Annotated in this window: 15 protein-coding genes and 1 pseudogene; 9 read left to right on the top strand and 7 right to left on the bottom strand. The window is 29.4% G+C overall.

What is annotated here, in order from left to right; genetic code table 11:
• Positions 1-12 precede the first annotated feature (12 nt).
• Both RB619_RS00080 and RB619_RS00075 read left to right on the top strand, forming a co-directional pair.
• Positions 13-261: a hypothetical protein gene (locus tag RB619_RS00080; RefSeq protein ID WP_308092429.1), complete on the top strand. Its 249-nt coding sequence runs from the start codon at positions 13-15 to the stop codon at positions 259-261.
• A 32-nt stretch (positions 262-293) separates the two neighbouring features.
• Complete coding sequence (locus RB619_RS00075; protein WP_374119648.1) at positions 294-1,259, top strand: YhcG family protein; 966 nt, start codon at positions 294-296, stop codon at positions 1,257-1,259.
• A 165-nt stretch (positions 1,260-1,424) separates the two neighbouring features.
• On the opposite strand, the gene RB619_RS00070 is transcribed toward RB619_RS00075, so the two are convergent.
• The gene (locus RB619_RS00070) at positions 1,425-3,260 is read right to left on the bottom strand and encodes a DUF262 domain-containing protein (protein ID WP_308092400.1); all 1,836 of its coding nucleotides are present in this window, start codon (positions 3,258-3,260) and stop codon (positions 1,425-1,427) included.
• Between the two features lie 317 nt (positions 3,261-3,577).
• Here RB619_RS00070 and RB619_RS00065 point away from each other — a divergent pair, with 317 nt between their 5' ends.
• The 5 genes from RB619_RS00065 to RB619_RS00045 all read left to right on the top strand — a co-directional run bounded on the left by RB619_RS00065 (position 3,578) and on the right by RB619_RS00045 (position 10,998).
• Positions 3,578-4,468 carry a DUF4007 family protein gene (locus RB619_RS00065; RefSeq protein WP_308092390.1) on the top strand — a complete coding sequence of 297 codons (891 nt, stop codon included), beginning with the start codon at positions 3,578-3,580 and terminating at the stop codon, positions 4,466-4,468.
• Positions 4,458-7,688, top strand: a complete 3,231-nt coding sequence (locus RB619_RS00060; protein WP_308092383.1) for a hypothetical protein — start codon at positions 4,458-4,460, stop codon at positions 7,686-7,688. The genes RB619_RS00065 and RB619_RS00060 overlap by 11 nt, the downstream gene beginning before the upstream one ends.
• Positions 7,685-8,812, top strand: a complete 1,128-nt coding sequence (locus tag RB619_RS00055; RefSeq protein WP_308092375.1) for a phosphoadenosine phosphosulfate reductase family protein — start codon at positions 7,685-7,687, stop codon at positions 8,810-8,812. Before RB619_RS00060 ends, RB619_RS00055 begins: the two co-directional genes overlap by 4 nt.
• Positions 8,813-8,823: 11 nt before the next feature.
• The gene (locus RB619_RS00050) at positions 8,824-9,603 is read left to right on the top strand and encodes a DUF262 domain-containing protein (protein WP_308092368.1); all 780 of its coding nucleotides are present in this window, start codon (positions 8,824-8,826) and stop codon (positions 9,601-9,603) included.
• Between the two features lie 390 nt (positions 9,604-9,993).
• Complete coding sequence (locus RB619_RS00045) at positions 9,994-10,998, top strand: protein kinase (protein ID WP_308092361.1); 1,005 nt, start codon at positions 9,994-9,996, stop codon at positions 10,996-10,998.
• A gap of 370 nt (positions 10,999-11,368) precedes the next feature.
• On the opposite strand, the gene brxL is transcribed toward RB619_RS00045, so the two are convergent.
• The 6 genes from brxL to RB619_RS00015 form a co-directional block, all read right to left on the bottom strand.
• Positions 11,369-13,333, bottom strand: a complete 1,965-nt coding sequence (gene brxL, locus RB619_RS00040; protein WP_308092352.1) for a BREX system Lon protease-like protein BrxL — start codon at positions 13,331-13,333, stop codon at positions 11,369-11,371.
• A gap of 4 nt (positions 13,334-13,337) precedes the next feature.
• Complete coding sequence (locus tag RB619_RS00035; protein WP_308092335.1) at positions 13,338-15,641, bottom strand: PglZ domain-containing protein; 2,304 nt, start codon at positions 15,639-15,641, stop codon at positions 13,338-13,340.
• Between the two features lie 12 nt (positions 15,642-15,653).
• Positions 15,654-20,279 (bottom strand): hypothetical protein, encoded by a 4,626-nt coding sequence (locus RB619_RS00030; protein WP_308092326.1) that lies wholly within the window; start codon positions 20,277-20,279, stop codon positions 15,654-15,656.
• Positions 20,280-20,296: 17 nt separating this feature from the next.
• Entirely contained in the window at positions 20,297-20,710 is a 414-nt protein-coding gene (locus RB619_RS00025) for a hypothetical protein (RefSeq protein WP_308092318.1), read from the bottom strand.
• The gene (locus RB619_RS00020; protein WP_308092307.1) at positions 20,697-21,485 is read right to left on the bottom strand and encodes a DUF4007 family protein; all 789 of its coding nucleotides are present in this window, start codon (positions 21,483-21,485) and stop codon (positions 20,697-20,699) included. Before RB619_RS00020 ends, RB619_RS00025 begins: the two co-directional genes overlap by 14 nt.
• 98 nt (positions 21,486-21,583) lie before the next feature.
• Positions 21,584-22,702, bottom strand: a complete 1,119-nt coding sequence (locus tag RB619_RS00015) for a cysteine desulfurase family protein (RefSeq protein ID WP_308092300.1) — start codon at positions 22,700-22,702, stop codon at positions 21,584-21,586.
• A gap of 473 nt (positions 22,703-23,175) precedes the next feature.
• Between RB619_RS00015 and RB619_RS00010 the strand changes: the two genes are divergently transcribed.
• Together RB619_RS00010 and RB619_RS00005 are read left to right on the top strand one after the other, a co-directional pair.
• Positions 23,176-23,562 (top strand): single-stranded DNA-binding protein, encoded by a 387-nt coding sequence (locus RB619_RS00010; protein ID WP_308092296.1) that lies wholly within the window; start codon positions 23,176-23,178, stop codon positions 23,560-23,562.
• A gap of 30 nt (positions 23,563-23,592) precedes the next feature.
• A pseudogene (locus RB619_RS00005) lies at positions 23,593-24,132 on the top strand (DUF932 domain-containing protein); the annotation flags it as partial.
• Positions 24,133-24,310 lie beyond the last annotated feature (178 nt).

The raw sequence follows: 24,310 nt of genomic DNA, 5'->3' as shown, positions 1-24,310 counted from the left end.
GAGTTTGTGGGTATGGTAGCAGATGACCCTGATTGTAAAATAGAACTTAAAACATTTCATTCTGAAATCATCAATGACCATAAAGCATTGAAAGAGGAACAGGATCAATATATAGATATTCCTGTTATTAGAAAAGTTGATAACTCTATGGTCCAGCGGAATTATTTGCAGATAAAAAAAGACATCAAGGATATCATTTATACTGAAAAGGAAAGATTATTAAATGATATTGAATTGAGCCATCTGGTAATTAAGAAATGATAATAAATAAAAACTTAAACTTAGAAATAATGATACAGGAACAATTTACCGATATAATCCAATTAATAAAACAATCCAGATCAAATGCTATTACAGCAGTTAACACTGAAATGATCAATCTGTACTGGAATATTGGACAGTATATCCACAATCGTATTGAAACCGAAGAATGGGGGAAATCAGTTGTGAAAGAACTGGCCGATTTTCTGCAGAAAAGTGAACCGGATTTAAAAGGGTTTTCAGATGCGAATCTTTGGCGTATGCGACAGTTTTATGAGATTTATAGAGATACACCAAAACTCGCACCACTGGTGCGGGAAATTAACTGGTCCAATAATCTGATTATTTTTTCAAGATGCAAAACAGTAGAAGAACGCGAGTTTTATCTTAGCTTTTCTAAAAGGGAAAACTATAGCAAACGAGAACTCGAACGCCAGATTTCATCAAGCCTTTTTGAAAGAACTATGATTGGTAATTCAAAACTCGCACCACTGGTGCGAGAAATACATACGGATGTCAATAATACTTTTAAGGACAGTTATATTTTTGATTTTTTGAATCTCTCTGAATCTTATAGTGAAAACGAATTACAGCAGGCATTAATTAAACAGATGAAGAATTTTATTTTGGAATTAGGCAAAGATTTTATCTTCATTGATCAGGAATACAAACTGCAGGTTGGCAATAGCGATTTTTATATTGACCTTTTATTTTACCATAGAGGATTACAGTGTCTGGTTGCTTTTGAATTAAAAGCGGATAAATTTAAACCGGAACATTTAGGACAGCTAAATTTTTATTTGGAAGCATTGGATCGTGATGTAAAGAAATCCAATGAAAATCCAAGTATTGGGATATTGTTATGTACCGACAAAGACAGTAAGGTAGTAGAGTATGCTCTCAACAGAAGCCTTTCTTCTACTATGGTGGCTGAATATAAAATCCAGCTTCCAGACAAACAATTACTTCAGCAGAAAATGCAGGAATTGTTAAAATAAAAATAATCTCGTTATTATACAATTTACTCAAATCAAAAAAAGATCCTCCAAATTTAAACATTCGGAGGTATACTGATTTTTCTGGCTTCTGATAAGATTCTATCTTTACTTCGATTAATTTAAACAACTCGGAAAAGATAATCCATTTAAAATGGGTAGGAAAGACTAACTCCAAATGTCTTTCTTATTTATGATTTTATCGCTAATAAAAGCTAGAATTGCTTCGCTTCTTTCAGAAATTTTAGAAGCAAATTCTTCGGGATTATTCCAGAATCCTACTTGCTCTACAGTTTTGACCAGCCCAAATCTTTTGAAAGAATTTAAATGTTTACTTGGTAATCCGTTTGAATCGGAAGAATTAGCACTTGATGTAGTTAGGGAGAGATTTCCAATACCATTGATAACACTCGAGATTTCTTTCCAGAGTAAATCCGCTTGAATCTTTTGTTGAGAATAATTTTCAATTCCTAAATCTTTCCATTCCAGACTTCTGGCAACAATATGATCTATTGCAATGGAATCTTTTTTATAAATGCTTTCTCTGATCATTCTGTAATCAGCATCATGACCTATTTCAAATTTATATAAAAAATAAGCCGTTTTATTCCACCCGTACGCATCCTTGATCCATTTCTTTTTTTCTGTATTAAATAACCTGCCTGCATTATTGCCTAAATGTTCCCAGCGGTATGAAAATTTTCTTTCTCCTTTATAAAACTGAGATAGTAAACTATTGCATTTATCTAAATTCGAACCATTTTCAATTGATTTGTAAATAATTTGGAACTCATTTCGGGATGCTTTCGCATTATAATAATAACCATTCCAGTATATGATTTCATAACAGATCAGAAAGTTCTCCCAACGCTCGATTAGTTTATTTTCAATTGGGTTTCCCGATCTGAAAGCTCGAAGTAAAAATATAATGCTTCGGTTTTTATCTAAAAGTAGAACATCACCAATTAGAGGGTTTTCTTGATCAGCTTTTGGAATTTTATTGACAAGGATATTCATTGATTTTTCAAATTGTTCAGCTACATTTATCGCATATTCAACAATTTTATTTTTATCGTTTTTTTTTAATAATGCTTTTTTAACGTATTCAAAAGAGCCATTATCTCCTGAGATTCCTTGAGGTAAGCCGAAATTCTCTTTTTTATGACCGTTTTCCACAGCTTGCAGATGATGCATCAATATAGTGTCTAATGATAAATCACCACGCAGCCAGACATCGCTTGCTTTTTCCTCCATTTCAAAAATGCGTGCAAAAGCATTTTGAATCTTTTCAATTTCTGCATTGGAATTTTGTGAATTGATGTAGACATTCTTCATCAACAGCGCTTTGACTTTTTCTGTCTCAGAGAGTGCTATCCCGCGCGTATTGTGTAATTCAAAAATCTGAGAAGCAACCGCTTTATCAGTATAGCAGGCAACAGAGCAATGTGCTTTATCTATTACATCTACATATTTGTCAATTTTATTAACGTCTAATTTTGGTAACTTTTTCCCTTCTGAAAAACAATCAAAAAATAATCTGACCGCATCTAACATTCTTACGAAAGACATGGTCTTATTTCCCGTATCGTTTAACAATTCCGTTAGTCTTACATTTATATTACCTCCGTTTGTTTCTAAAGCATTTACAAGAACATTCAACCCGTCCTTGTCATAAGAAACAGGTGTTAGATTAATCTGCTTATAATAGTCACAATCTTTTTTCAGATGCTTGCAGACTAGTAAAAATAAATAAACAGTACTGATACGCTGCTGCCCGTCAATTATCTCATATTCAGCTGTCCCGTATTTTCCTTCTAAAATATAATGGCCAAGATAATAGTTTTTATTGTCAGATTGCTCATCATCAGTTTTAGCATAATATTCCAAAATGTCATTAACAAAAGCTATTAACTGTTTTTCACCCCAGGAATAAGCTCTTTGATAATCAGGAATTGTAAAGGAAAAAGGTTTGATAATCTCTCCAAATGTTTTCGGTTGTTCCAAAGTTTTTGGTTGTTTTTTAATATTAATAGCTTTCTTTCTATTGACTCTTATTTAAGTCAAAGCTCCATTTTTTAGATAATCTACTATCTGTTTTTTACAATTAACCGTAGTTTCTATACACATGCAAAATTATATCATTATAAAACCAATTAAACCAAAATAACCTTAACAAACAAATTGAACAAAACAATACAAAAACACATAAATCATTGATTTTCAAATATTTAAACAGTAAAAAGTGTTATTTTCATAAGTTTTACGCTATGGATGAATTCATCCATAGTAAATTTAGTAACTTGCAGTACTAATTTTTTCATATGAATACTTTAAAATTTTCAGGTCATGACACCTTTCATTGTAGACAACAGTGGTTGTCAAAAGGCACAAAACTAATTGACAATGAAGGATATACGGTTTTAAACAGGCCTGAAATTGCAATATCAAGATTAGGTGTTGGTAAAAATATGGTTCAATCAATTCAACATTGGCTTAAGGCATTTGGATTGATAAATGACAGGCATGAAATTTCAGAAATATCAAACAAGCTATTTTTAAATAATGATAATGCATACGATCCTTATTTAGAAGATGAGGGTACATTATGGCTTTTGCAATATAAAATTTGTAAATGCAATTATGCGAGTATTTTTAACATGATTTTCTCCGAATATTTCAACGACAAAGTTACTTTAGATTTTTCTGAAAGGCAAATTATTCAATTCATCGAAAAAAAAATTAGAGATAATAATGAAAGAGAAGTTAGTCCAAATACATTAACGTCTGATTTTAAAGTTTTTGTAAAATCCTATGCAACACCAACAAAATCATTGAAGACCATTGAAGATGATTTTAATTCGCCTTTACTAGAGTTAAACTTGATTTCGCAACTAAATTCTAAAAACGCTAATGGTGAAACGGTGTATAAGATAAACAAAGAAGTCCGAAACAATTTACCAATTAACATTTTCGCATATTGCCTTTTAGATTATCTTGATGATCGAAAAGATATTAGTTATGAAGAGTTAAGAAATACAATCGGTTCTTATTTCTGCCTTTCAAATGATGGATTAGACAATTTAATAGAACAGTTATGTTCGGTATATCCAGAATTCATATATAAAAATGATGCGGGAATAAGGCAAATTCAGATAAAAGGCATACCAAAAGATTATAAGACAAACTTATTAGAGTCATATTATGAAGTATAATAATATATCTACTAACATATTAAGAGACGAGTCAAAAGACTTAAATTATATTGTTACCCCGAATGCGATTCAAATCTATGATCGTATTCTTACTAGTGAAGGAAAAAGCAATAAATCATTTACCTTAATCGGGAATTATGGTACCGGTAAATCAACATTTCTTTGGGCATTACAAAAAAACTTACTACACGAAAAAATCTATTTTAGAAATAATGTAGACTCAAAGGTAAGCTCATATGATTTTATAAAATTAGTTGGAGATAATGTTTCTTTAAGCGCTTCTTTACTAAAAACCTTAAAGTTAAAAGATGCATCCTCAGATGAAATAATTGAAGAACTGGAAAACAGAAGAATTAATTCTGCCAAAAAAAATAGGGGCTTAGTTTTAATTATCGATGAGTTTGGTAAATTTCTTGAATTTATTGGTAAAAACAATGATGTAAATGATCTTTATTTATTGCAACAAATCTCAGAATGGGTTAATGATGATGCTAAAAATGTATTCTTCATCATCTCCCTACATCAAAGTTTTATTTCGTATTCTGCATCACTTGCCTTGTCCGAAAAACAAGAATGGGAAAAAATTAAAGGCCGTTTTGTAGAATTACTTTTTAATGAACCTGTTGAGCAACTTTTGTTTTTTGCATCAAATACTCTTCAAAGTTTTGAATTGCCCAAAAAAAATGAGGATAGCTTTAACCTTCTAAATAAAGCAATTAAAAAAAGTAACCTTGTTAGTTTTAACGAAATAAGTTCTGGTGAACTAGCCAAGTCATTATATCCTCTTGATTGGTTATCTGCAAATATTTTGGTCAATTCCTTGCAGAGATATGGACAAAATGAAAGATCGTTATTTACATTTTTAAACGACACAACCAAATATTCCATTATTTCATTTAAAGGAAAATTTTATTCCATCTCCAATGTTTTTGACTATCTAGTCAATACTTTAGGCGGTGAAATTTACAGTTCGAATAATCCACATCGCTTGCAATGGCAAACTTGTTTTAGAGCACTTGAGCGTGCTGAATTGATTCAAAATACAAATTATGATTTAATAACTAATATAATAAAAACTATTTGTTTAGCTAATATTTTCACTAAGGCAGGAAGCTTATTAGATAAAAAATTCATATCCAATTATATCTACTACACAAGTGAATTTGATTTAATTGATATCGAGAATACTATAGAAAAACTGGATAAATCGGGAATTATTAGGTTCTACAATCATAGTAACAAAATAAATTTTTTAGAAGGAACAGATTTAGACATCGAGCAAGAATTAGCTGATGCTTCAAAGGAAATAAACAATGACTTTTCGATAAATGACGCTATAACCGACTTGGTTAATTTCCCGGTTATCCTGGTCAAAAAGAATTCTTACGAAAAAGGTACACCACGTTTTTTCGAGTATCGGATCTTACAAAATATAAATTCTGTTACCAAAGCTGAAGGAGCTCTTGATGGCTATATTAATTTGATCTTTGATATAAATATTAAAGAAAAAGAAATAAGAGCATTATCAATAAATTCTGGGAGTAATCTTTTTGTTATATATAAAAATTCTAAACAAATCCACAATGAGATTTTCACAATAAACAAATTGTATTTTTTAATTTCAAAACACAAGGAAGATATCAATGCAGGAAAATTATTAGCAAAAGAACTAGAATTTCATAAACAACAATTAGAAAAACTAGTTTTAGATAATTTATTCATTTCTAATGATCAGAATGTATGGTTTTATAATGGGAGAGTTGAAGATATTAGATCAAAAAAAGCTCTAAATGAAACACTATCTACCATATGTGATATAGAATTTAATAAAGCCCCTTACTACAAAAATGAACTAGTTAATAAGGAATTCTTGAGCTCTCAGATAAGCACAGCAAGAAAATCTTTTATTCGTAACCTATTGAATAATGAAAGTGAAGAGAATCTTGGTTTTCCAATTGATAAATTTCCTCCCGAAAAATCAATTTACATTACTTTATTGAGAGATACTGGAATGCATGCGTTTAGTGATGAACTAAGATACTATACTTTTTCTACTCCAAAAGATATTACTTTTTTGCCATTATGGGAAGAATGTAATAGATTCGTAAAATCAGCTAATTCCTCTAGAAGAAATTTATCTGAACTATACGATATTTTAAGCAAAGCACCTTTTAAATTAAAAAAAGGATTTACCGAATTCTGGGTTCCTCTATTTCTTATTATTAACAAAGAAGATTTTGCTTTATTCCATGAAATTAATGGTTTCATACCATATCTAACAGAAGATGTATTAGATTTAGTTCATAAATCACCCGCGAATTATTCTATCAAAAGTTATGATGTATCTGGACTGAAAGTTAATCTTTTAGAAAGTTATAAGGAATTGGTGCAAGTTGGAGATATTGAATTAGGTACAAAAAGTACATTTTTATCTATTTTTGGAAATTTCTTGCGTTTTTACAGAGGTCTAAATGAATACACAATAAATACTAAAAGACTTTCTCCTAAAGCCATAAGCTTAAGAGAGGCTATTAAAAATGCAAAAGATCCTGAGGATGCTTTATTTAATCATTTCCCAAATGCCTTAGGCTTTCATTCCATTTCCCTAAGTGATGATGAAGAGGTTTTAAAATCATTTACTTACCATATTCAAGATGCAATTAGAGAAATACGTTCGGCATATAATTCTTTATTAGATAGAATTGAAGAAAAAATTATTCACTCTTTTTACTGCGAAAATCTGGATTTCGAAAAGTATAAAATTGAAATTAAAGATAGATTAAATAATATCAATTTGAGTTTACTGGGTACTGAACAATCTATTTTTTACAAACGATTAATTTCGCCACTAGATGACAGAGCTTCTTGGCTTAAATCAGTAGCAGATGCTGCATTAGGAAAATCAATTGACAGAATGATCGATGAGGAGGATGTATTATTAATTACAAATTTAGAAAACTTTTTACTAGGTCTAATAAAGGCTTCTGAACTTCATGAGTTTAAATCTAGTGAAAACAAAAAAATGATATCCATACAAATGATTGGATCATCAGGTAGAATACTTGATGATAAAATCATACTTTCTAATGAATATAACAAAGAATTTGAAGCGGTAAGGGTTCAATTAAAAGAAAAATTAATTACATTAGATATTCATAAGCGCAAACAATTACTTATGGAACTTTTATCTACTGAACTTAATCAAGATTTAGTATTATGAGTGAGATAAAACATGTATTAGGAATTTCAGGAGGAAAAGACAGTGCCGCGTTAGCCATTTACATGAGCCGAAAACACCCTGATGTAAATGTTGAATATTACACTTGCGATACTGGAAAAGAATTGACTGAGACTTATGATTTAATAAATAAATTAAATTCGGTTTTAGGTAAAAACATTCGTCTTTATAAATCAATTGATGAATTAAATTCTCCTGAGAAAAATCCTTTTGACCACTTTTTGGCTATGTATGGAGGTTATTTACCTTCTGCGACTGCTCGGTGGTGTACAGGAAAAATGAAGCTAGAACCATTTGAAAATGAGATTGGCACAACACCAACTATTTCTTATGTTGGCATTCGCGGTGACGAAAACAGAGAAGGCTACATCTCTAAAAAAGAAAACATTCAATCTATTTTTCCTTTCAGAAAAAATATTTGGAGTGAAGATGTGATTAAAAAGTTCCTGACAAATTCAAATATTGATTTTGTAAAAAGTAATTATGAATTATTAGCACCCAAAGGAAAGTTAGAAATGATTTTACAATATGTAGAGCAACCTATTTCTTTGCGTTTTACACAAAAACAAAAAGTAAATGCGCTACTTGATACTGATGTAAAACTATTTAATAAAGTAGTTTTTGAATTTTTAAAAACCACAGATTATCCTGTTGGTAAACTGGAAAGTTTCTCCTTGATTGAGAATGAAGAAGTTTTAGGCATAGATGATATTTTTAAAATTTTAGATGATTCGGGAGTAGGAATACCAGCTTATTATTTACCGCTTGAATATGAAGTAGAAATAAATGGAGAGTTGAAAAAAGGAACTTACTCTAGAAGTCGTTCTGGCTGTTTCTTTTGTTTTTTTCAACAAAAAATTGAATGGGTTTGGTTGTTGGAACAACATCCAACTTTATATGATAAAGCTATTGAATATGAAAAAGAAGGTTATACATGGACAATTGAGCCATTACAAGAATTAAAGAAGCCTGAACGTGTTAACGCAATAAAAAAAGAACACTATTTACGAATGCATAAAAACAAAACTAACACAAAAACTACGACAAGTTGGCAAGATGAAATCTTAGCTGCTGAAGGAGAAGGTTGTGCCAGTTGTTTTATTTAAAAGAATAAAATATGTATTACAAATACAATACAATCACAATACGTGAATTATTAGAATTGACCAAAACTGAAAAAATAAATCTTTCACCATCGTATCAAAGAGGATTTATATGGTCTCTACCTGACCAAAAAGCTTTGATAAATACTATTTCAAAAGGATATCCATTGCCTAATATATTCATAAGGGTACTTGGGAATGGACAAATGGAAATGGTAGATGGGCAACAAAGATCAAGAACTATAATAAAGCACAACAAAGGTGAGGTAAAAATAACCTCTAAGGACAATATTGAGTTAAGTGATGAAGAAACTTTTCTAGATTATATTATACAAGTAGCTTACATATATGAAATAAGTGACGAACAAATAAGAGAAGTCTATTATTTTATTAATAAAAAAGGTATCAATCTTAATGATCCTGAAAGACAAAAAGCGTATTATAGTGATACATTATTCTTAAAGTTAGCAGAAGAATTATCAAATAACCAGTCTCTTATTAATCTTGATTTATTTAGTGATAAGACAGTGAGTAGATTTAATGATAGAGATTTTATACAAGAACTTCTTGGCTACCTGTTCAAATATGATGAAGATAAAAAGAACAAAATAAATATTGGTCTTGAAGGAATAAGAGATAAAAAAATATATATCGAAAAAGAGCTCTTTTCGAATGATATTAGTGAAGATGAATTCACTTCTCTATTTAATTCATTTGAAAGGATTATAAATATATTGTCAGGATGGAATGATATATATCCAATTAACAAAACTAGATATAAGCAAAAAAAATGACTTCTATACAATCTTTTGCTATTTAAATAAATATAATCAACTTCCTATCGATCTTTTAAATTATCAATATAGAATTTTACTTTTTTTAAGTCAGAAAGACCAAGATGGCAATCAGTATATTAGACCTACGAATGAGGAAAGTGAAGCATTGAAAAGTTATGCCATTAATTGCGTCTCACAAAGTAATTCGAAGAAGGCAAGAGAAGAAAGATTATTATTTTGGGAATCAATACTTCTAAACAAAGTGGATTTTGAAAATATAGAAAAGAATCCCAACTTATTCAGTGTGTTAACATATTTAAGTAATCTCTTTACAGAAGACAAAATAGAATTGAAATCAATATATGAATATCTTCTAATAGATGTAGAGCTGTTAAATAATTAAACTTTATGACTGTAGTAAAATTTCCAGATTATATAAAAATAGAGAAAAGTAGATTCAATGCGGATATTTTAAATATTGATTTCGAAAACATTAAAAATAACATAATTAATATTAATGATAAAGAATATTTTTTTAATAACTTATCTAATGATGGAAACAAAGGTGGGAACTCAATTATTTTAAAACTGTATTCTGTTGACGAAGCTTCCGATGCAGAAACTTTTGATGATATTGCGCCAATAGCAATTTTAAAAATATTGAAGTTTTCATTTTGGAAAAAGAAATTCAAAGGGAAAACAACAAATGATTATACCAATACCCATAAACGCTTTTTGAATGAGATAGATGCTTTAAATATATGTAAGAAATTAGAAAATGAAAATGTTATTGAGATTTATGATTCCGGTGAATGTGTAATAAATAATAGTCATTATTTGTTTTATTCAATGGAAGTTGCTGATTATGATTTAAAATCATTTATAGAAGAAAAACATGATGGGCTTCAATTTGAAAATAAAGTTTTATTCTGTTTAGAATTACTCGATGGAATAAATCAACTAGACAATGCAATCTTTTATCATCGAGACATTAAACCTGACAATATTTTCTTCGCGAATGGTAAATGGAAGCTAGGTGATTTAGGTTTAGTTGATGGAAAAGAACTTCATTATAAATTTTATGAAGAAGGGAAGTTTATAGGTCCTCGTGGATGGGCTTCCCCTGAAGTTATGAATAAGTATTTAAATGAAAAAAAAGGATTTAAATATAATTATGATTGTAAAATTGATCATCAATCTGATATTTTTCAATTAGGTAAAGTTTTTTGGTATATTTTCCAATATAATGCTCCTATTGGAAATATTAATTTCCATGATTTTAATAGAGAAAATGAAAGAGTTTTTTGGATTGTAAGGAAAATGCTGCATCATAGTAAACTTAGGAGATTCAATAATGTTTCAACAATAATTCCTCTATTTCAAAAAATAAATCAAGAATGTATTTTTAATTAATATTTATATTGTTTACTTACTAATAATTTTTATATAGTTATATTTATCAAGGATTCACAACAAGAGGGTAATATCGTTTCTTGAGGCAGTATTTTACTTCTATTACTAATAAATGGAAATATTCTTAAAAAAAATTATACATACTAAGGAGATTTTACTACCAAAAAAAAGTTCCTTATTATTAAATATAAGATAGTTTTCTTTTATTTAAATTTATACAAAAAAGCTCTACCCTCTTTTTTATATTCAATTTTCTCTTCTAAACGTAAATGCATGAGTTTACAATCACTTATTTTTAGAAGAGATTTTGTTTCTTTAGAGGTTAACCCTTTTTTGTTTGACATCAGAAAACGAAAAATAAGTTTATCGATTATATTTTATTATAGCTAATAATTGTTGCTCTACATTTTCTCTTAGTAAAATCATCCCTATCAAGATCATACCAAGATTCTGGCCTTTGGAATATATCAATTCCTCTACCCAAAGTTATTTTCCAACCATTATCAGTTTCAATGTATCTATCATGAATTGTTTCAGAAAACTCATACTCAAATTCAATACCTTTTTTTAATAAAACCATTTTTATTTCTTCAAATTTAATTTTATTTTTCCTTAACTGATCATCATCGTCCTCATATCCATTACTTGTTATTAAATTTATTTTTCTAATCTTGAATGATGGTAATAATTTACAAAAAGCCAGAAAATTGTCTATCTGATATGAAAGTCGAATGAAAGGATCAACTAATTTAATTTCTTTTGACGACTCAAAAAAAGGTGAAAATAATATTTCATACGAATACCCTAAATCGCCTTCCTTTATCTCAAGCACTCGAGTAGATGTTGAAACTTCCATTTTTGGTGATGTCACTATCTCTTCGGATTCTTCGATTAATATTTTTTCAAGATTTTGACTCGGGCTGTTTTGATCAACTACATTAATGATATAATTTTTAAATTCGGGATCTAAATAATGCAGCTGGTCTCTTACTCTTTGACGAAGTGCTATTGCAGGTTCTAAACAGTGTTTAATAAAATCTGATTCAGTAACTGTAGTTAAGTTTGGAAATAATAACTTAAGAAAACCAGAAGCCATTTTCATAATTGCTTTTTTATCTCTTAAATCTTTAGTACCAATTAAATTACTTCTTTCTTCTACAAATTTGTCAAACTCTACTCTGCTTCTTAAAGCGTGGAAAATTTCACCAATAAAATCTGCTTTAAATCCCATTCCATTAGATAACGTAGATGTTTCAATTCTTGGCAATTCCCATCCTTGTATAATGCCATGTATTCTGTCAATAAATGCCGTTTCTTGAAGTATTTGTGGAAGTTCTCTAAAAAGATTTTTTGAATTCACAGGTAAACCACTAGAATCCATTTGAACATTTGCTATAAAAACGGCTCCGGAATCTGCAGTAGACTCAAATTTCCCTTTAGCATATTTTCCAGATTCAAGGTAGGTTTTTAAATTAGAAACTGTGACTGCAGGATTTGAAAAAGATAGACTTTGTGCTTCATCAAAAACAACAGCATCAAATTGTGTTAACAAACCAGGTGATTTTGAGTTTTCATTGTAAAATAAAACTGCTGGCGATATTGATCCCGTAACAAGTCTGCTGTAACGTGAAAAATTTCCAAAAACAAATGATTTTCCAGTTCCTTTTGGAGCAAGTTCAAAGAGATTTATTCTCTTTTGAACAAAAGGCAATAAACGAGTTAATAAGACTTGTTTAATTTTATCTGTAGAATAACCATCAGGATTTAACCCAATAGAATTAATTAAAATTGCAATCCATTCCTCTAATGAAAATTCAAGTCTTTGCTTCGCATATTTATCAAAATCAATTTGAGATGCCTGTAGCGGTACAAAGTTTTGAAGCCAAACTTCCCCTCCTTTATCTGCTACTTGATAATTATATACAGCAGCGCCCCATAGACCACCTTGTAATAATCTAGGAAATTGATCAAGCAATTGTTCTTCTATAAAAACTTTCTGATTTCCTAAACTTGAGGACTCAACATATGTTTCATTTTTTTTTAAATCAACTTTAGGGCTTATGAACTCAAGTATTGTAACATTTTCACCATTCTTAAGTTTACTCTTTAAAAGCTCTATGTCACTCTTTTTTGGTATATATTTTGAAACAAAACCTAAAACTTTTTCTTTAACGTCATCATCCCAATCTCCACCTTTAAGTTCTCTATCTATTAACCATTCGCCGACAAAAACTGGAATACTTTGCTCATTTAATCCAGAACTGCTATATAGGTTTTTATCTATACTTGCATCTTCGAAAACTGATAGTATTTTTTCTTTTAAATTATTTTCCATTTTACTAATTGAATAAATTATCTAAATTTTCATTCACTGATTTTTTAATAGGCACTTCAATTATCGAAGTAACTTGCTGTTTTTCCCCAAATACAAAATAATTAACCAATACTTTTAATTTTGCTTTACGATTATCTATTATTATATTTTTTGGTATTTTAATATTTCCTTCAAATGTTTTGGAAGACATCGGTTGAAGCTTTTGAGTTATATTAATATTGAAGTTCTGGTCTTCATGTATCTTTATTTCCTCAATCACAACAACAGCATCATTATCATTTCTAATAAGCATTTTAATGGTTTCTGTATAACCAAGCTGTAAATCAACAAGCCCACCAAATATTATTTTTATAGGCATTATTTCATTTTTAGACACTTCACAAATTAAGAAAGGAACAATTGTCTCTTCCGGTGTTAATCCTCCATGACGGTATCCGTAATCAAATCTTCCAAAGTACCTGTAACCTTTTGCAATTACCCAATCTTTAGTATTAAGTGTATCTTCTTTCTTTAAATAATAAATCTCATTTTCATCAAGATTTACTTTAGATAGATTACCAGTAATTTCAACACATCTTTCTTTAGGGTTGTTTCTACAAGCTTCTAACAAAGAGGAATTTTTAATATTAAGCCCTTGGGTCAGACATTTAGTACTGCCATGATCGGTAGAAACGATTAGTTTTATTCTTTTGTCTGTACTTGACTTAATAATATTTGCAATCTGCTTAATTCGGGAGTTTAATAATCGTTTTATTTCCTCTATCCTTCTTGTTTCAATATTATTATCCTCCTTGTGCATAAATTCATCAATTTCATGCCAATGCAAGCAACAAAGATCAAAATCAGATTCTAAAGCTTCTCCGAAATGTTTGATACTATTTTTAAAGACCACTTTCTTTGAGTTAAACGCTAATTTTAAAGCCTCTGCCATGTTCGTTGTATAGTCTTCCGATTCCGGGAATTTACCGCTTAACTGAGTTGGAATTCCTATTTCGGTTATAGTTGGAACCGCTGCAAAATTATAATCTTGCTGAACCTTATTAATACCATGTGATTTTAATATCGAATTTAAAGTTTCAGTATAAGCTGCTGGTAAACCATCAATAATAAGCCATATAATACTTGAGCTAGAAAGTTCATCATGAATTATATTGGTAATATTATAATTAGTTTTTAAACCTGTTTGAATTATATCATTATAAGATTTAAAAAGCCAGTCAGAATAAACATTAGCATATTTTTCAACTAAACTTATATCTTCATTATTAGGGAATTCATCAAGATAAAATTTAAAAGGAATAAATGAATCTACGGCCCATTTTTGCCAAATATCTATTTGAGAGTGTAATGGTAGATTTTCAATCTCTGGAGGAGAAAGAAGCTCCGGTTTTATCAGTGATCTTATTTTTTCTTCTACTTCATAATCAATTTTGTTGGCATAATTAGAATATATAAATTCTTTTTCTTCTGTTGATATTGACTTTGCTTGTCTTAGAAATGCTTTTATTGTTGCTTTATATCCATTTTTTTCATTAAAAAATTCATTAATTTCTTCTTGAAATAAATTTTTAAAAAAACTTTCTATTTTAACTTCATATTGCTCATTAAAAGAAATATTAAATCTCGTATCTGTAAAAAAGATTGCTATATCACTTGCAGAACAACTTAATTTTGACACTAAATACGCCATCTCATCGTGCAAGAAATCTCTTAGTAAAATTTTAGAATTAGACATATAGACCAATTTATTGATTACCTTGCAGAAATCTTTATCCAAATCTCTTATGTTGTTAAGTAAGGAATTAACTAATGGGGAATTAACCTCATTAGTTTGTAAATACTTTGACCACTTTTTAGTTAGATATTTAGAATCTAAGAATTGTTTGGGAGCATTAGATACGTAATTAGTAATTTCATATAGTTCTTCAATTATTTTTTTGCTATTAAGTAGAAAAGGACCAATGAATTTATTTATTATTGATATTTCAGTTGGTTCAATAGTATCATTAATAAGATTTAAAAATATAATATCATTTTCTTTAAGGTCTTTATCTAAATCTACATTTACGAATTTTTGCTTAAGAATTTTTGAAGGTAAAACATGTTCAACAGATATTTGACTTTCATTTTCTAAATCGTAAAACCAATTAGAATATGGATGAGAGGTAACAACTATTGTTTTAATTGCTTTTTCTTCTCTTTTAAATTTTAAAATTAACTCTCTGGCTTCAATAAAAGTTTCATCATCAGTCACAAAAAAAGCATCTGAATAGGAATCTAAATTATATACATCTATAATTATTCTCATTATGATCTAAGTTTATTTATCTTCTATTATATCATTTAGCACTTTTCTCATTTGAGATTCATCTAAGTCAAGTTCTGTTTGCAATAACAAAATCTGTTGCTTAACTTTTACTTTGGCCTTTTTTATTTTTTCTGCTTCAGGGAATTTCCATTTAATTAAATTATCAATACCTTTTTTAAATGCTATGATAAAAGATTTTTCTTCTTTATCAGTCCACAAATTCCAATTGCTATCAATTTCTAATTTTAATGAAATTGAATTTATAATATGTTCAAGAAAGGAAGTACCTTCGTTCTTATCATTTATTGTAAACAATATTTTAGAAACAGGGTCTTTAAGATTTTCTACATCTATTTTATTTTTATAAGCATCTGATTCTTTTATCATTGTTTGAAGTTTAAATTTATAAGCATCTTCACTTGAAGACTTGTCATGATCTTTTTCTTCAATGATTTCTATTATCTCCAAAAGAGGTCTCTTATAATCTTCGATGCTCCTTTTTAGAAGTTCAATTTTTTTAATATAGCTATCCAAAACTGTTTCATTCCATTGCTTAAATTCTACAAGCTTAAATAAAGAAGGTAAATCAAGAGTAATAAATTTTTCAAAATTATTTTTGTCATTTAATGCAATCATTAAAGTTGAAACATCTACATTGATAAGATCCCAATTAGCATTTTTTGTTCTATTTGACAAATGATCATGCCATTCTTTAATAACAATATATAACTGATCAAAGGATTCTATTTTCTCTCCATTAAAAATATTTCCTATAGAAATTAAGAGTTCCTTTACTTCAACGGGTGGTTTCCAATTAATCACTTCTTTGATACATTCAAGATACTTATCTCCAACAAACGCGGCATCAGAATTACTCCATGATTCCCAATTAGTTGGAATATGTGATGGCAGGAATTCAAACCTTTCCCATGCTTGAGGAATTATTTCAAGGTAACGAGTTTTAATTGTGGAAGGAAATGAGATTTGACTAATGAATACATTTGTTTGGTCACTGTATTGTTCAGATTTATTAATATTTGGCAATGTATTCCACCAATCCATAATATAGTTCTCAAAAACTTGTTCAGAATTACATTCAGATGCTGGTTTTTGAAACATACTGCGAGCAATAATTTGAAGTACCTCTATTGGACTTTTGGTATATTCTTCTACGGATTTTTTATAATCTATAAATCTATTTATAAACCCACGTTTCTCATATGAAATATCACTCCAATCTTTGATTGGTTTTTCATTTAATTCAATTAAATACAAATCAAATGGATCACTGATAAATTTATTTTTAATTTCTGACAACCATTTTGTAACAATGGCATTGCCAAATTTTCCACTTTGATTTGGTGCCGGTAATTTTTTAAACCAATTTGCAACCACCTCTGTTATTTCAGATTTTGTGACAATGTTTACACCAAAGACTTCTTTAGACAATTCTCTGATAACCTCATTTTTTATCTCTGTTTCTTTTTCACCCGGATATTTTTTAAAAGAATCTAGATCTTTGAGCAAATTATTAACTTTAGAATCATCTTCTATAAATGTCCGTCCTTCATTAAAGAGTATACTTGGCAAGTTTTCTTGAAAATATTCTTTGCTTATTCTTTCTTTATCAGATCCATTTATTTGAAATTCAGTTTTTAAATCTTCGAGTGATTTATAAAAGTTTATCAAATTAGTATTTCCTGAATCTTTTATTATACTTTTTTGAAGAGATGTCAGGAATTGACCAACTCCAATAAATTTCTGAGTTAAATCCGCCCAAGTATTAATATCTTGTTTATCGAATAATTTTTTTAACAGGTTTAAATATCGTAGTTCAGGTCCAGAAATTTCAATTTTTCTAATCAAATATTCTGAAGGCTTGTTTATTAATAAATCTATATGATCTGTCGATATCGCTAATACAGATTTCCTTTTACTGTCTGAAATAGTAATTCTCTCAATATCATATCTAATATAAGCGGTTAATAGAAACTTTATAATGTTTTCAGACAATCCAAATGGTGCTTGCAATAAGGGATTTATAATATCAATAGGATTTACATGTGAACCTGATTTAAGTTTGCTATCAATAAGTTTCCATGCTTTAAAAAACTGACTATCTGGATCAGGTACTTTAATTTCACCATACTGAACATTTTTTTCTCTTTTTTTATCCGTTGTAATTCCTGTATTTGCAAAGAAATTTCGAATAATTCTTCTATCAGCAGCACTGTTGTTGTCATCTCGTAAAGGTATTCTATCTTTACCATCATTGAGTAATATAGAAAGTGCCTGTTTACGATCTTTAGCTCCTTTATTTCCATCTAAAAACCAAAGAGCATCATCTTTAATTGTTGGTGTTTCATGAAAAAGGTGGTCTATTTTTTGATTGATCCAAGTACTAAATTTAGGCTTCGAACTTAACTCAATGTCATTTTCATTGAGGTAATTCCATTTCCAATTAGAAGGTTCATACAATATTTTAATCTTCTCCTCTAACTTACCAAAGGCTACATTCTTTTGATCTTCGATGTTTTTTAATCTGGCCGGATTTTGTAAAACATCTGGTCTTTCGGCAGTATTCTTAATAGCTTTGAAGAAGAGAGTTTCTTTTATTAAATTGTCAAATTGAGGAAGATTGATAGGTGTCGCAAATACGATATATGGCAGTAACTCTGCTTTTTTACTAAAAACGTTTTTGAGTTCTTCAAGTTCATCGTCTGATGTACCGAGTAAGTAAAATAAGAAACCATTACCAAAATAAGTAAATTTACTTTGATAATAGTCTTCTAACTCTTTTATCGCATGTAATAAATTCCCAATATCATTAATAGATTGAGTATGTAATTTTCTATTGCAACCGAAATTATTGTTATGATCCCTAGTTTGAAAATTTTCTAGTTTGAAAATCTCATCCCATATAGTCATACATTGAGATAATGAGAGTTCATCCAATTTTTTCTCTTCCTCATCTATCACTTTTGATAATGGAGCAGCCCCAAAGTCTGGAAATTGATAATTGTTATTTGTTGGATTTAACTCTAAAAGTTCCCGAGAGAGAACCATATCATCTAAAAGATTATAGAATTCATTTCTTCGGGAACTTTGCCAATTCATAGCCCAAAATAAAGTTTCCTTATTTGGTTGAATAAGTGCATTTTTGACAACATATAGCATAAAAAGGTTCTTTATTACACTTTGTTGGTTTTCATCATTTATTTTCCCAAGGCCTTCTCTATAGGCTTCATAATAAGCTTGTATCATACCGCCCTTATCTTCTCTTATGTTTTTTAGAAAAAATTCAAGTAATAGATCAGGCGTGAAAAGATTTAATTTATTATCATCTAAAACATTTCTTGAATCCAAATAATTTCTTAAAGCACCATCTTTTGTTTCTATAGGGCTTAGAAAATTAAACATAGACCTTGTGTTTTGAGCAAATTCTGCTGATAATCTAGGTAGAATATATGAGGTAAGCGGATGTAATGGATATAAATTTTCAAGCACCTTAGTTTCTATCCAAGAAGTATCTTTATTAGGATAAAGATTAAAATCTTGAATAGTTTGGAGATGTTCTTTAAACAAAGGATTTTTATAAATAGTTTCGAATTCTTTAGGATCTTCTTTGATAAAAATAGTTCCAATAATTTCTTCTCCTTCTGCTTCGGAAACTATAAGTTGATGTCTTTCGAAACGCCCAATAATCTTATTTAAATCTTTCTCTTTGTTAGTTCTCAAGCTCTGAGGGTCTTGATGACTTGCAGATATAAAAAGAATATTACAATTGTCTTTTTTTGCTTTTACATCTTCAATAAACTGTTGAACTGACAATCCTGTAGCAGAAGAAGAACTATTGATAAGTTTTCCAAGCATTTCTCCAAATTCATCGTATATAATGGCAATACCTCTAAATCCAAATTTTCTTATTGCTTTAGCAGTATCTGAAAATATCGGATATGCTGACGTGTGGCTTTCAGAAAAAGCATTCCCAATTATATCTTTATAATTTTTTTTAAATTCGACATATGTGCTTTGATCATAAGAACTTAGCTGCTCTATGAATTTTTCTATAGTGCTTTCTTTAATATATTCATTTAACTGTTGATAATTCTGAGGGCTTTTTTCATTCCAATGATTGATTGTTTTTATGGCTTCTTCAAAATTAGTTTTTGGAACATAATCAATCTCATTGTTTTTCAATGCAAATTTCAAGCCCTCTAGTAATGCATGATCAAAATCATTGTCACCATATTCTGGAATAACTATTAATAAAGGTGCTGAATTATTAAGATGATTTTCTAAGTTTTTAGAAAGTCCATCGTTGTAATAGTTTTCCTTGTCTTTAATTTTATCAATAAAACTATTTTCAATTTTTTTGTTTGCTAAAAGATTAGCTAAAATCAACAACAAATATGATTTACCTGTTCCATATGAAGATATGATAAGATGTAGTTTCTTATCTGTACTTTCCGAACAACTCAATAATATACTCTTTAGAATGTCGCGAGAACTTTTATTTGGGAGATATCCTTTAACTTTCTCCTCATTCCCTTCTGGGCTTCTATAAGAATAGTCACGTAATACATTTACTTCAGTAGCAAATGCATCAGATAACTTAATTATTTTGTTTAGTTTCATATGTTTCTTTCTTAATATTATAATTCTATAATGTTTTTATGATTGAGCTCTTTTGCTTCAAACTCATCTTTGAAATTTCGAAATATTTTTTTTGAGTAAAAAAAATAGAATATTGGCTTCGATGGTTCTCTAGAAGTTAATAGTTTTGCAATCTGATTAATAAAACCATCTGAATTAGAAACAATAAAAGTTTCAATATTAAAAACTATCGTGGTTTTATGTTTAGATTCATGTTCAATTTTATCTAATAACTCTTTTGGTGAAAATGTAAGGGTATCAATATAGAGCTTAGTAGAATCTAAAAAAAATAAATTCGGAATCTCTAATTCAAACTGTGTAATAACTGGATTAAATAAACCTGAACAATAAACAACACCGGTTCTTTTCCTTGAGGTATTAACATTGGTAATAAACTCATTAATATTGGTCATAATATCTCTCTATTAATTTTAAATTTGAATCTTGATATATGTAAACAATATGCTGAAGATTAGCTGTTTGTACATACTCAACAAGCCCAATGTCTCTAAGTGCATATATTTGTTGTAGTAGCATGTCCTTATCTAAATTAAAAAATTTTCCAATATTATTTGGTTCCTTTAGTAATTCTTCAAATGATATGGTTGTTCTACCTTGTCGATTATCATATAACACGTAAGCTAAGAGATGAGAATTCATTTTATAAGCAATATCCCTTGAATATTTTTCATTTTGCAACTTGAAAATATTTAGAATTTTAAAAGCATCTGATTCGGAAAATGAATTCAATGTTATAGAAACTAGACCACCTAAGAAATCCTTTTTATAATCAATTTTAATATCGTTCATAATTGCCCATGAACTAAAATCTTTTCTTAGTTCATCTTTTGTTTTTGAGTCGGATGATTCGTAAAGTTGATAATATAAAAAAGGATTAGATATTTTATTAGACCAATGATAAGCTAGTAACCATAAAGTAAACTCATCTTCAAAATATTTATCGTACTTGTAAACCACTTTAGCAAGTTCTGTTGGTAAATAGTTTTTGTCAAGTAAATTAAAATGTTTTAAATAATATTTTAAATTTTCAATTTTATTGTCGCCAAAACCAGATTCCAAGAGAAGATCTTTTTTCTTAAAAGTAGGGTTGTTATAAATTAAAAAAAAAAGTTTATACAATTCGTTTTTGTCTATTTTAAATCCACCATAAGGGTTTATAGTTTGCATTTTTATTGTTTATATGATTACGTAATATAAGTAAATTAGTTCTTTTATCGGTTCAATTAATTTAATATTTTTATAGTAAAATTTTATTTTTATAACTACTAAATTATTTCGGCTTTTATGATTTTAACTAATTCATTTATTTGATTTTCTGTTGTTGATTTGTCTATTGATATTCTGATACTTTGATTACATTCTTGATCACTAAATCCCATTGCTTTCAATACATGTGAGCTTTCAATAATTTGAGAAGTACACGCAGAACCATTACTTATAGCTATATCGTGCGATTTTGAAATAAATATTTCAGAATTTAAACCAGGGATTAAAACATCAATAATGTTAGGAACTCTTGATTTTGTTTCTCCAATAATAATAGATCCAGTTATTTTTTCTAACTCTTGAATTAAATACTTAGAAATAAGTTCAAGAATTAAAGCATTTGCTTTTAATTCGTTATGGGCTATCTCACATGCTTTTCCTAAGCCAACGATAAAAGGAGTGTTATATGTTCCGCTTCTTAATCCGTTCTCTTGTCCTCCTCCATGTAATAAAGGGGTTAATTCTATTCCTCTTCTTTTATATAAAACTCCAACTCCCTTAGGTCCATTTAATTTATGCCCACTAAGACATAACATATCAATATTATCTTTTTCAACATCAACTACTATTTTACCTATGGCTTGTGTACCATCACAGAAAAATCTAATATTATTTTCTTTAGCGATTGAACCTATTTCACTAATGGGCTGAATAACTCCCGTTTCATTATTAACATACATTATGCAAACTAAAAATGTACCCGTTCTAATAGCCTTATTTAAATCATCAATAGAAATTACTCCTCGCTGATCTACATTCAAATATGTAACTTCAAATCCTTTTGTTTCTAAATATTCACAGGTTGCAAGAACAGCTTTATGTTCTGTTTTCACAGTAATGATATGATTTCCTTTATCAAAATTAGATTCCACATAACCTTTCAAAGCTAAATTTATAGATTCTGTAGACCCAGATGTAAATATTATTTCATCATCATGTGAGTTTATTAATTCTGCAACTTGGGTTCTTGCTTTTTCTATAGAATTTTTAGTTTTTTTTCCAAATTCATGATTGCTAGATGCATTGCCGAAAAAATCATTTAAATATGGGGACATTGCTTCAAGAACTCTTGAATCAATTTTGGTTGTACTGGCGTTATCAAAATAGTTAATTAACATTAATAGCATTTTATATACAATAATACGAAAAAGCAACGGAAAGAAAATATGGAAAACCGTAAAGGCGAAAAATATACAAGACAGGTATGCAATTAGAAAATAATTTACTGATTTTTTTAGCAAATTAATTATAAGGACAGATCTATCCATATTTTAATAAAATAATAGAAGTTGTTCCTTCTAAAGTCATTTAATCACATAATAGCTGGTATTTCAATCAAAGTCCATTAAGAATTTCACTTAAAGCTTTCACTCGAAACGGGCTAAAAGGGCAGCTAAGATAGTGGCTCAAGCATGCTGCGTGCGCATAATGGCGGCGCTTCCCTTGCCACCCTTCGGGACTTATAGCACTTGCGCATCCTTAATCCACTGGCATCTTGCTTTCTTTTTTTCCGTTTTTTCTTTTGAAAACAATTTTTGTTGAGCAGGATTAGAGAGAAAGTAAATAGTAATAATCTTTAAAAATTAAAATTATGGAAATCACAGGTAGAGTAACAGGGGATGCAGTAGTTCAGCAAGTGAACAGCAACAAACAAGTGGTCAATTTTAGTATTGCCATCAATGACAATTATAAGCCCAAAGGAAGTCTCGAGGTAAAGGAAGTAACAACCTATATCAATTGTTCCTATTGGCTAAATGCTAAAACAGCACAGTGGCTAAAAAAAGGAACACTTGTACAGCTTTTTGGACGCATTGGTATCAATGTATATAATAACAGCGAAGGCGTAGCAGTAGGTACTCTGACCTTTCACACCAACAATATTAAAATTTTGGCTTTTGCAAAAAAGACAGAAACGGTTACAAAGAGTTCAGCAGTAACGGAAAAGAAATCCAAAAAAGCGCAAGACCTACCTTTTTAATAATATCATAATCACTTAAAATTTAACATCATGGCACATAATATAAATTACAACAAGCAGTCAGGAAAACACAGTTTTTTCAGTACCAAAGAAAAAGCATGGCATAGTTTGGGGCAAATCATTGATGATTACCCAACAAGCGCCGAAGCAATTAAGCACGCAGGATTGGATTATGAAATAGAAAAACGCAAGCTATTTACATCCTCAGGAGATATTATTTTGGATAATGAAACAATCCACAATAAAATAGAAGTTCCGAATTATTTCAGTACGGTTCGCACCGATAACGATGCAATACTTGGCGTGGTCGGAAAAGATTACCAAATTGTACAAAACAGGGATGCCTTTTCTTTTTTTGACAGCATCGTAGGTGGTGACGGTATTTTATACGAAACCGCAGGCGCACTTGGAAAAGGAGAGCGAATTTTTATAACCGCTAAACTGCCTGATTATATCAGGGTTGGTAAAGAGGATTTAATCGAAAAATACTTGTTCCTGACAACTTCACATGATGGAAGCGGAAGCATTACCGCAGCATTCACACCCATACGCATTGTATGCAACAATAGTGCGACTCGTTGTGCTGCCTAACAAGCTGTACGGGCTTCACCTCTATAGGTGGGCTTAACTTTTAATTAATTCAGTGAAATGCTGATGTTGGCGGCTTATCCAACAAAGTCCATCCGACCCTTAACCTGCCCAAGAGAACAGGGAATGGGAAGCTCGGAGAAAAGTCAATCCTATGGAG

It is taken from the genome of Flavobacterium sp. LHD-80 (assembly GCF_030929605.1).
GTDB lineage: Bacteria > Bacteroidota > Bacteroidia > Flavobacteriales > Flavobacteriaceae > Flavobacterium.
This window is presented reverse-complemented; position numbering and strand designations above follow the sequence as displayed.

Excerpts from the sequence above, each read along its gene's own strand:
- RB619_RS00080 (WP_308092429.1), top strand. The coding sequence starts at position 13 with ATGGTAGCAGATGACCCTGATTGTAAAATAGAACTTAAAACATTTCAT.
- RB619_RS00065 (WP_308092390.1), top strand. The coding sequence starts at position 3,578 with ATGAATACTTTAAAATTTTCAGGTCATGACACCTTTCATTGTAGACAA.
- RB619_RS00060 (WP_308092383.1), top strand. The coding sequence starts at position 4,458 with ATGAAGTATAATAATATATCTACTAACATATTAAGAGACGAGTCAAAA.
- RB619_RS00055 (WP_308092375.1), top strand. The coding sequence starts at position 7,685 with ATGAGTGAGATAAAACATGTATTAGGAATTTCAGGAGGAAAAGACAGT.
- RB619_RS00050 (WP_308092368.1), top strand. The coding sequence starts at position 8,824 with ATGTATTACAAATACAATACAATCACAATACGTGAATTATTAGAATTG.
- RB619_RS00045 (WP_308092361.1), top strand. The coding sequence starts at position 9,994 with ATGACTGTAGTAAAATTTCCAGATTATATAAAAATAGAGAAAAGTAGA.
- brxL (WP_308092352.1), bottom strand. The coding sequence starts at position 13,333 with ATGGAAAATAATTTAAAAGAAAAAATACTATCAGTTTTCGAAGATGCA.
- RB619_RS00035 (WP_308092335.1), bottom strand. The coding sequence starts at position 15,641 with ATGAGAATAATTATAGATGTATATAATTTAGATTCCTATTCAGATGCT.
- RB619_RS00030 (WP_308092326.1), bottom strand. The coding sequence starts at position 20,279 with ATGAAACTAAACAAAATAATTAAGTTATCTGATGCATTTGCTACTGAA.
- RB619_RS00025 (WP_308092318.1), bottom strand. The coding sequence starts at position 20,710 with ATGACCAATATTAATGAGTTTATTACCAATGTTAATACCTCAAGGAAA.
- RB619_RS00020 (WP_308092307.1), bottom strand. The coding sequence starts at position 21,485 with ATGCAAACTATAAACCCTTATGGTGGATTTAAAATAGACAAAAACGAA.
- RB619_RS00015 (WP_308092300.1), bottom strand. The coding sequence starts at position 22,702 with ATGTTAATTAACTATTTTGATAACGCCAGTACAACCAAAATTGATTCA.
- RB619_RS00010 (WP_308092296.1), top strand. The coding sequence starts at position 23,176 with ATGGAAATCACAGGTAGAGTAACAGGGGATGCAGTAGTTCAGCAAGTG.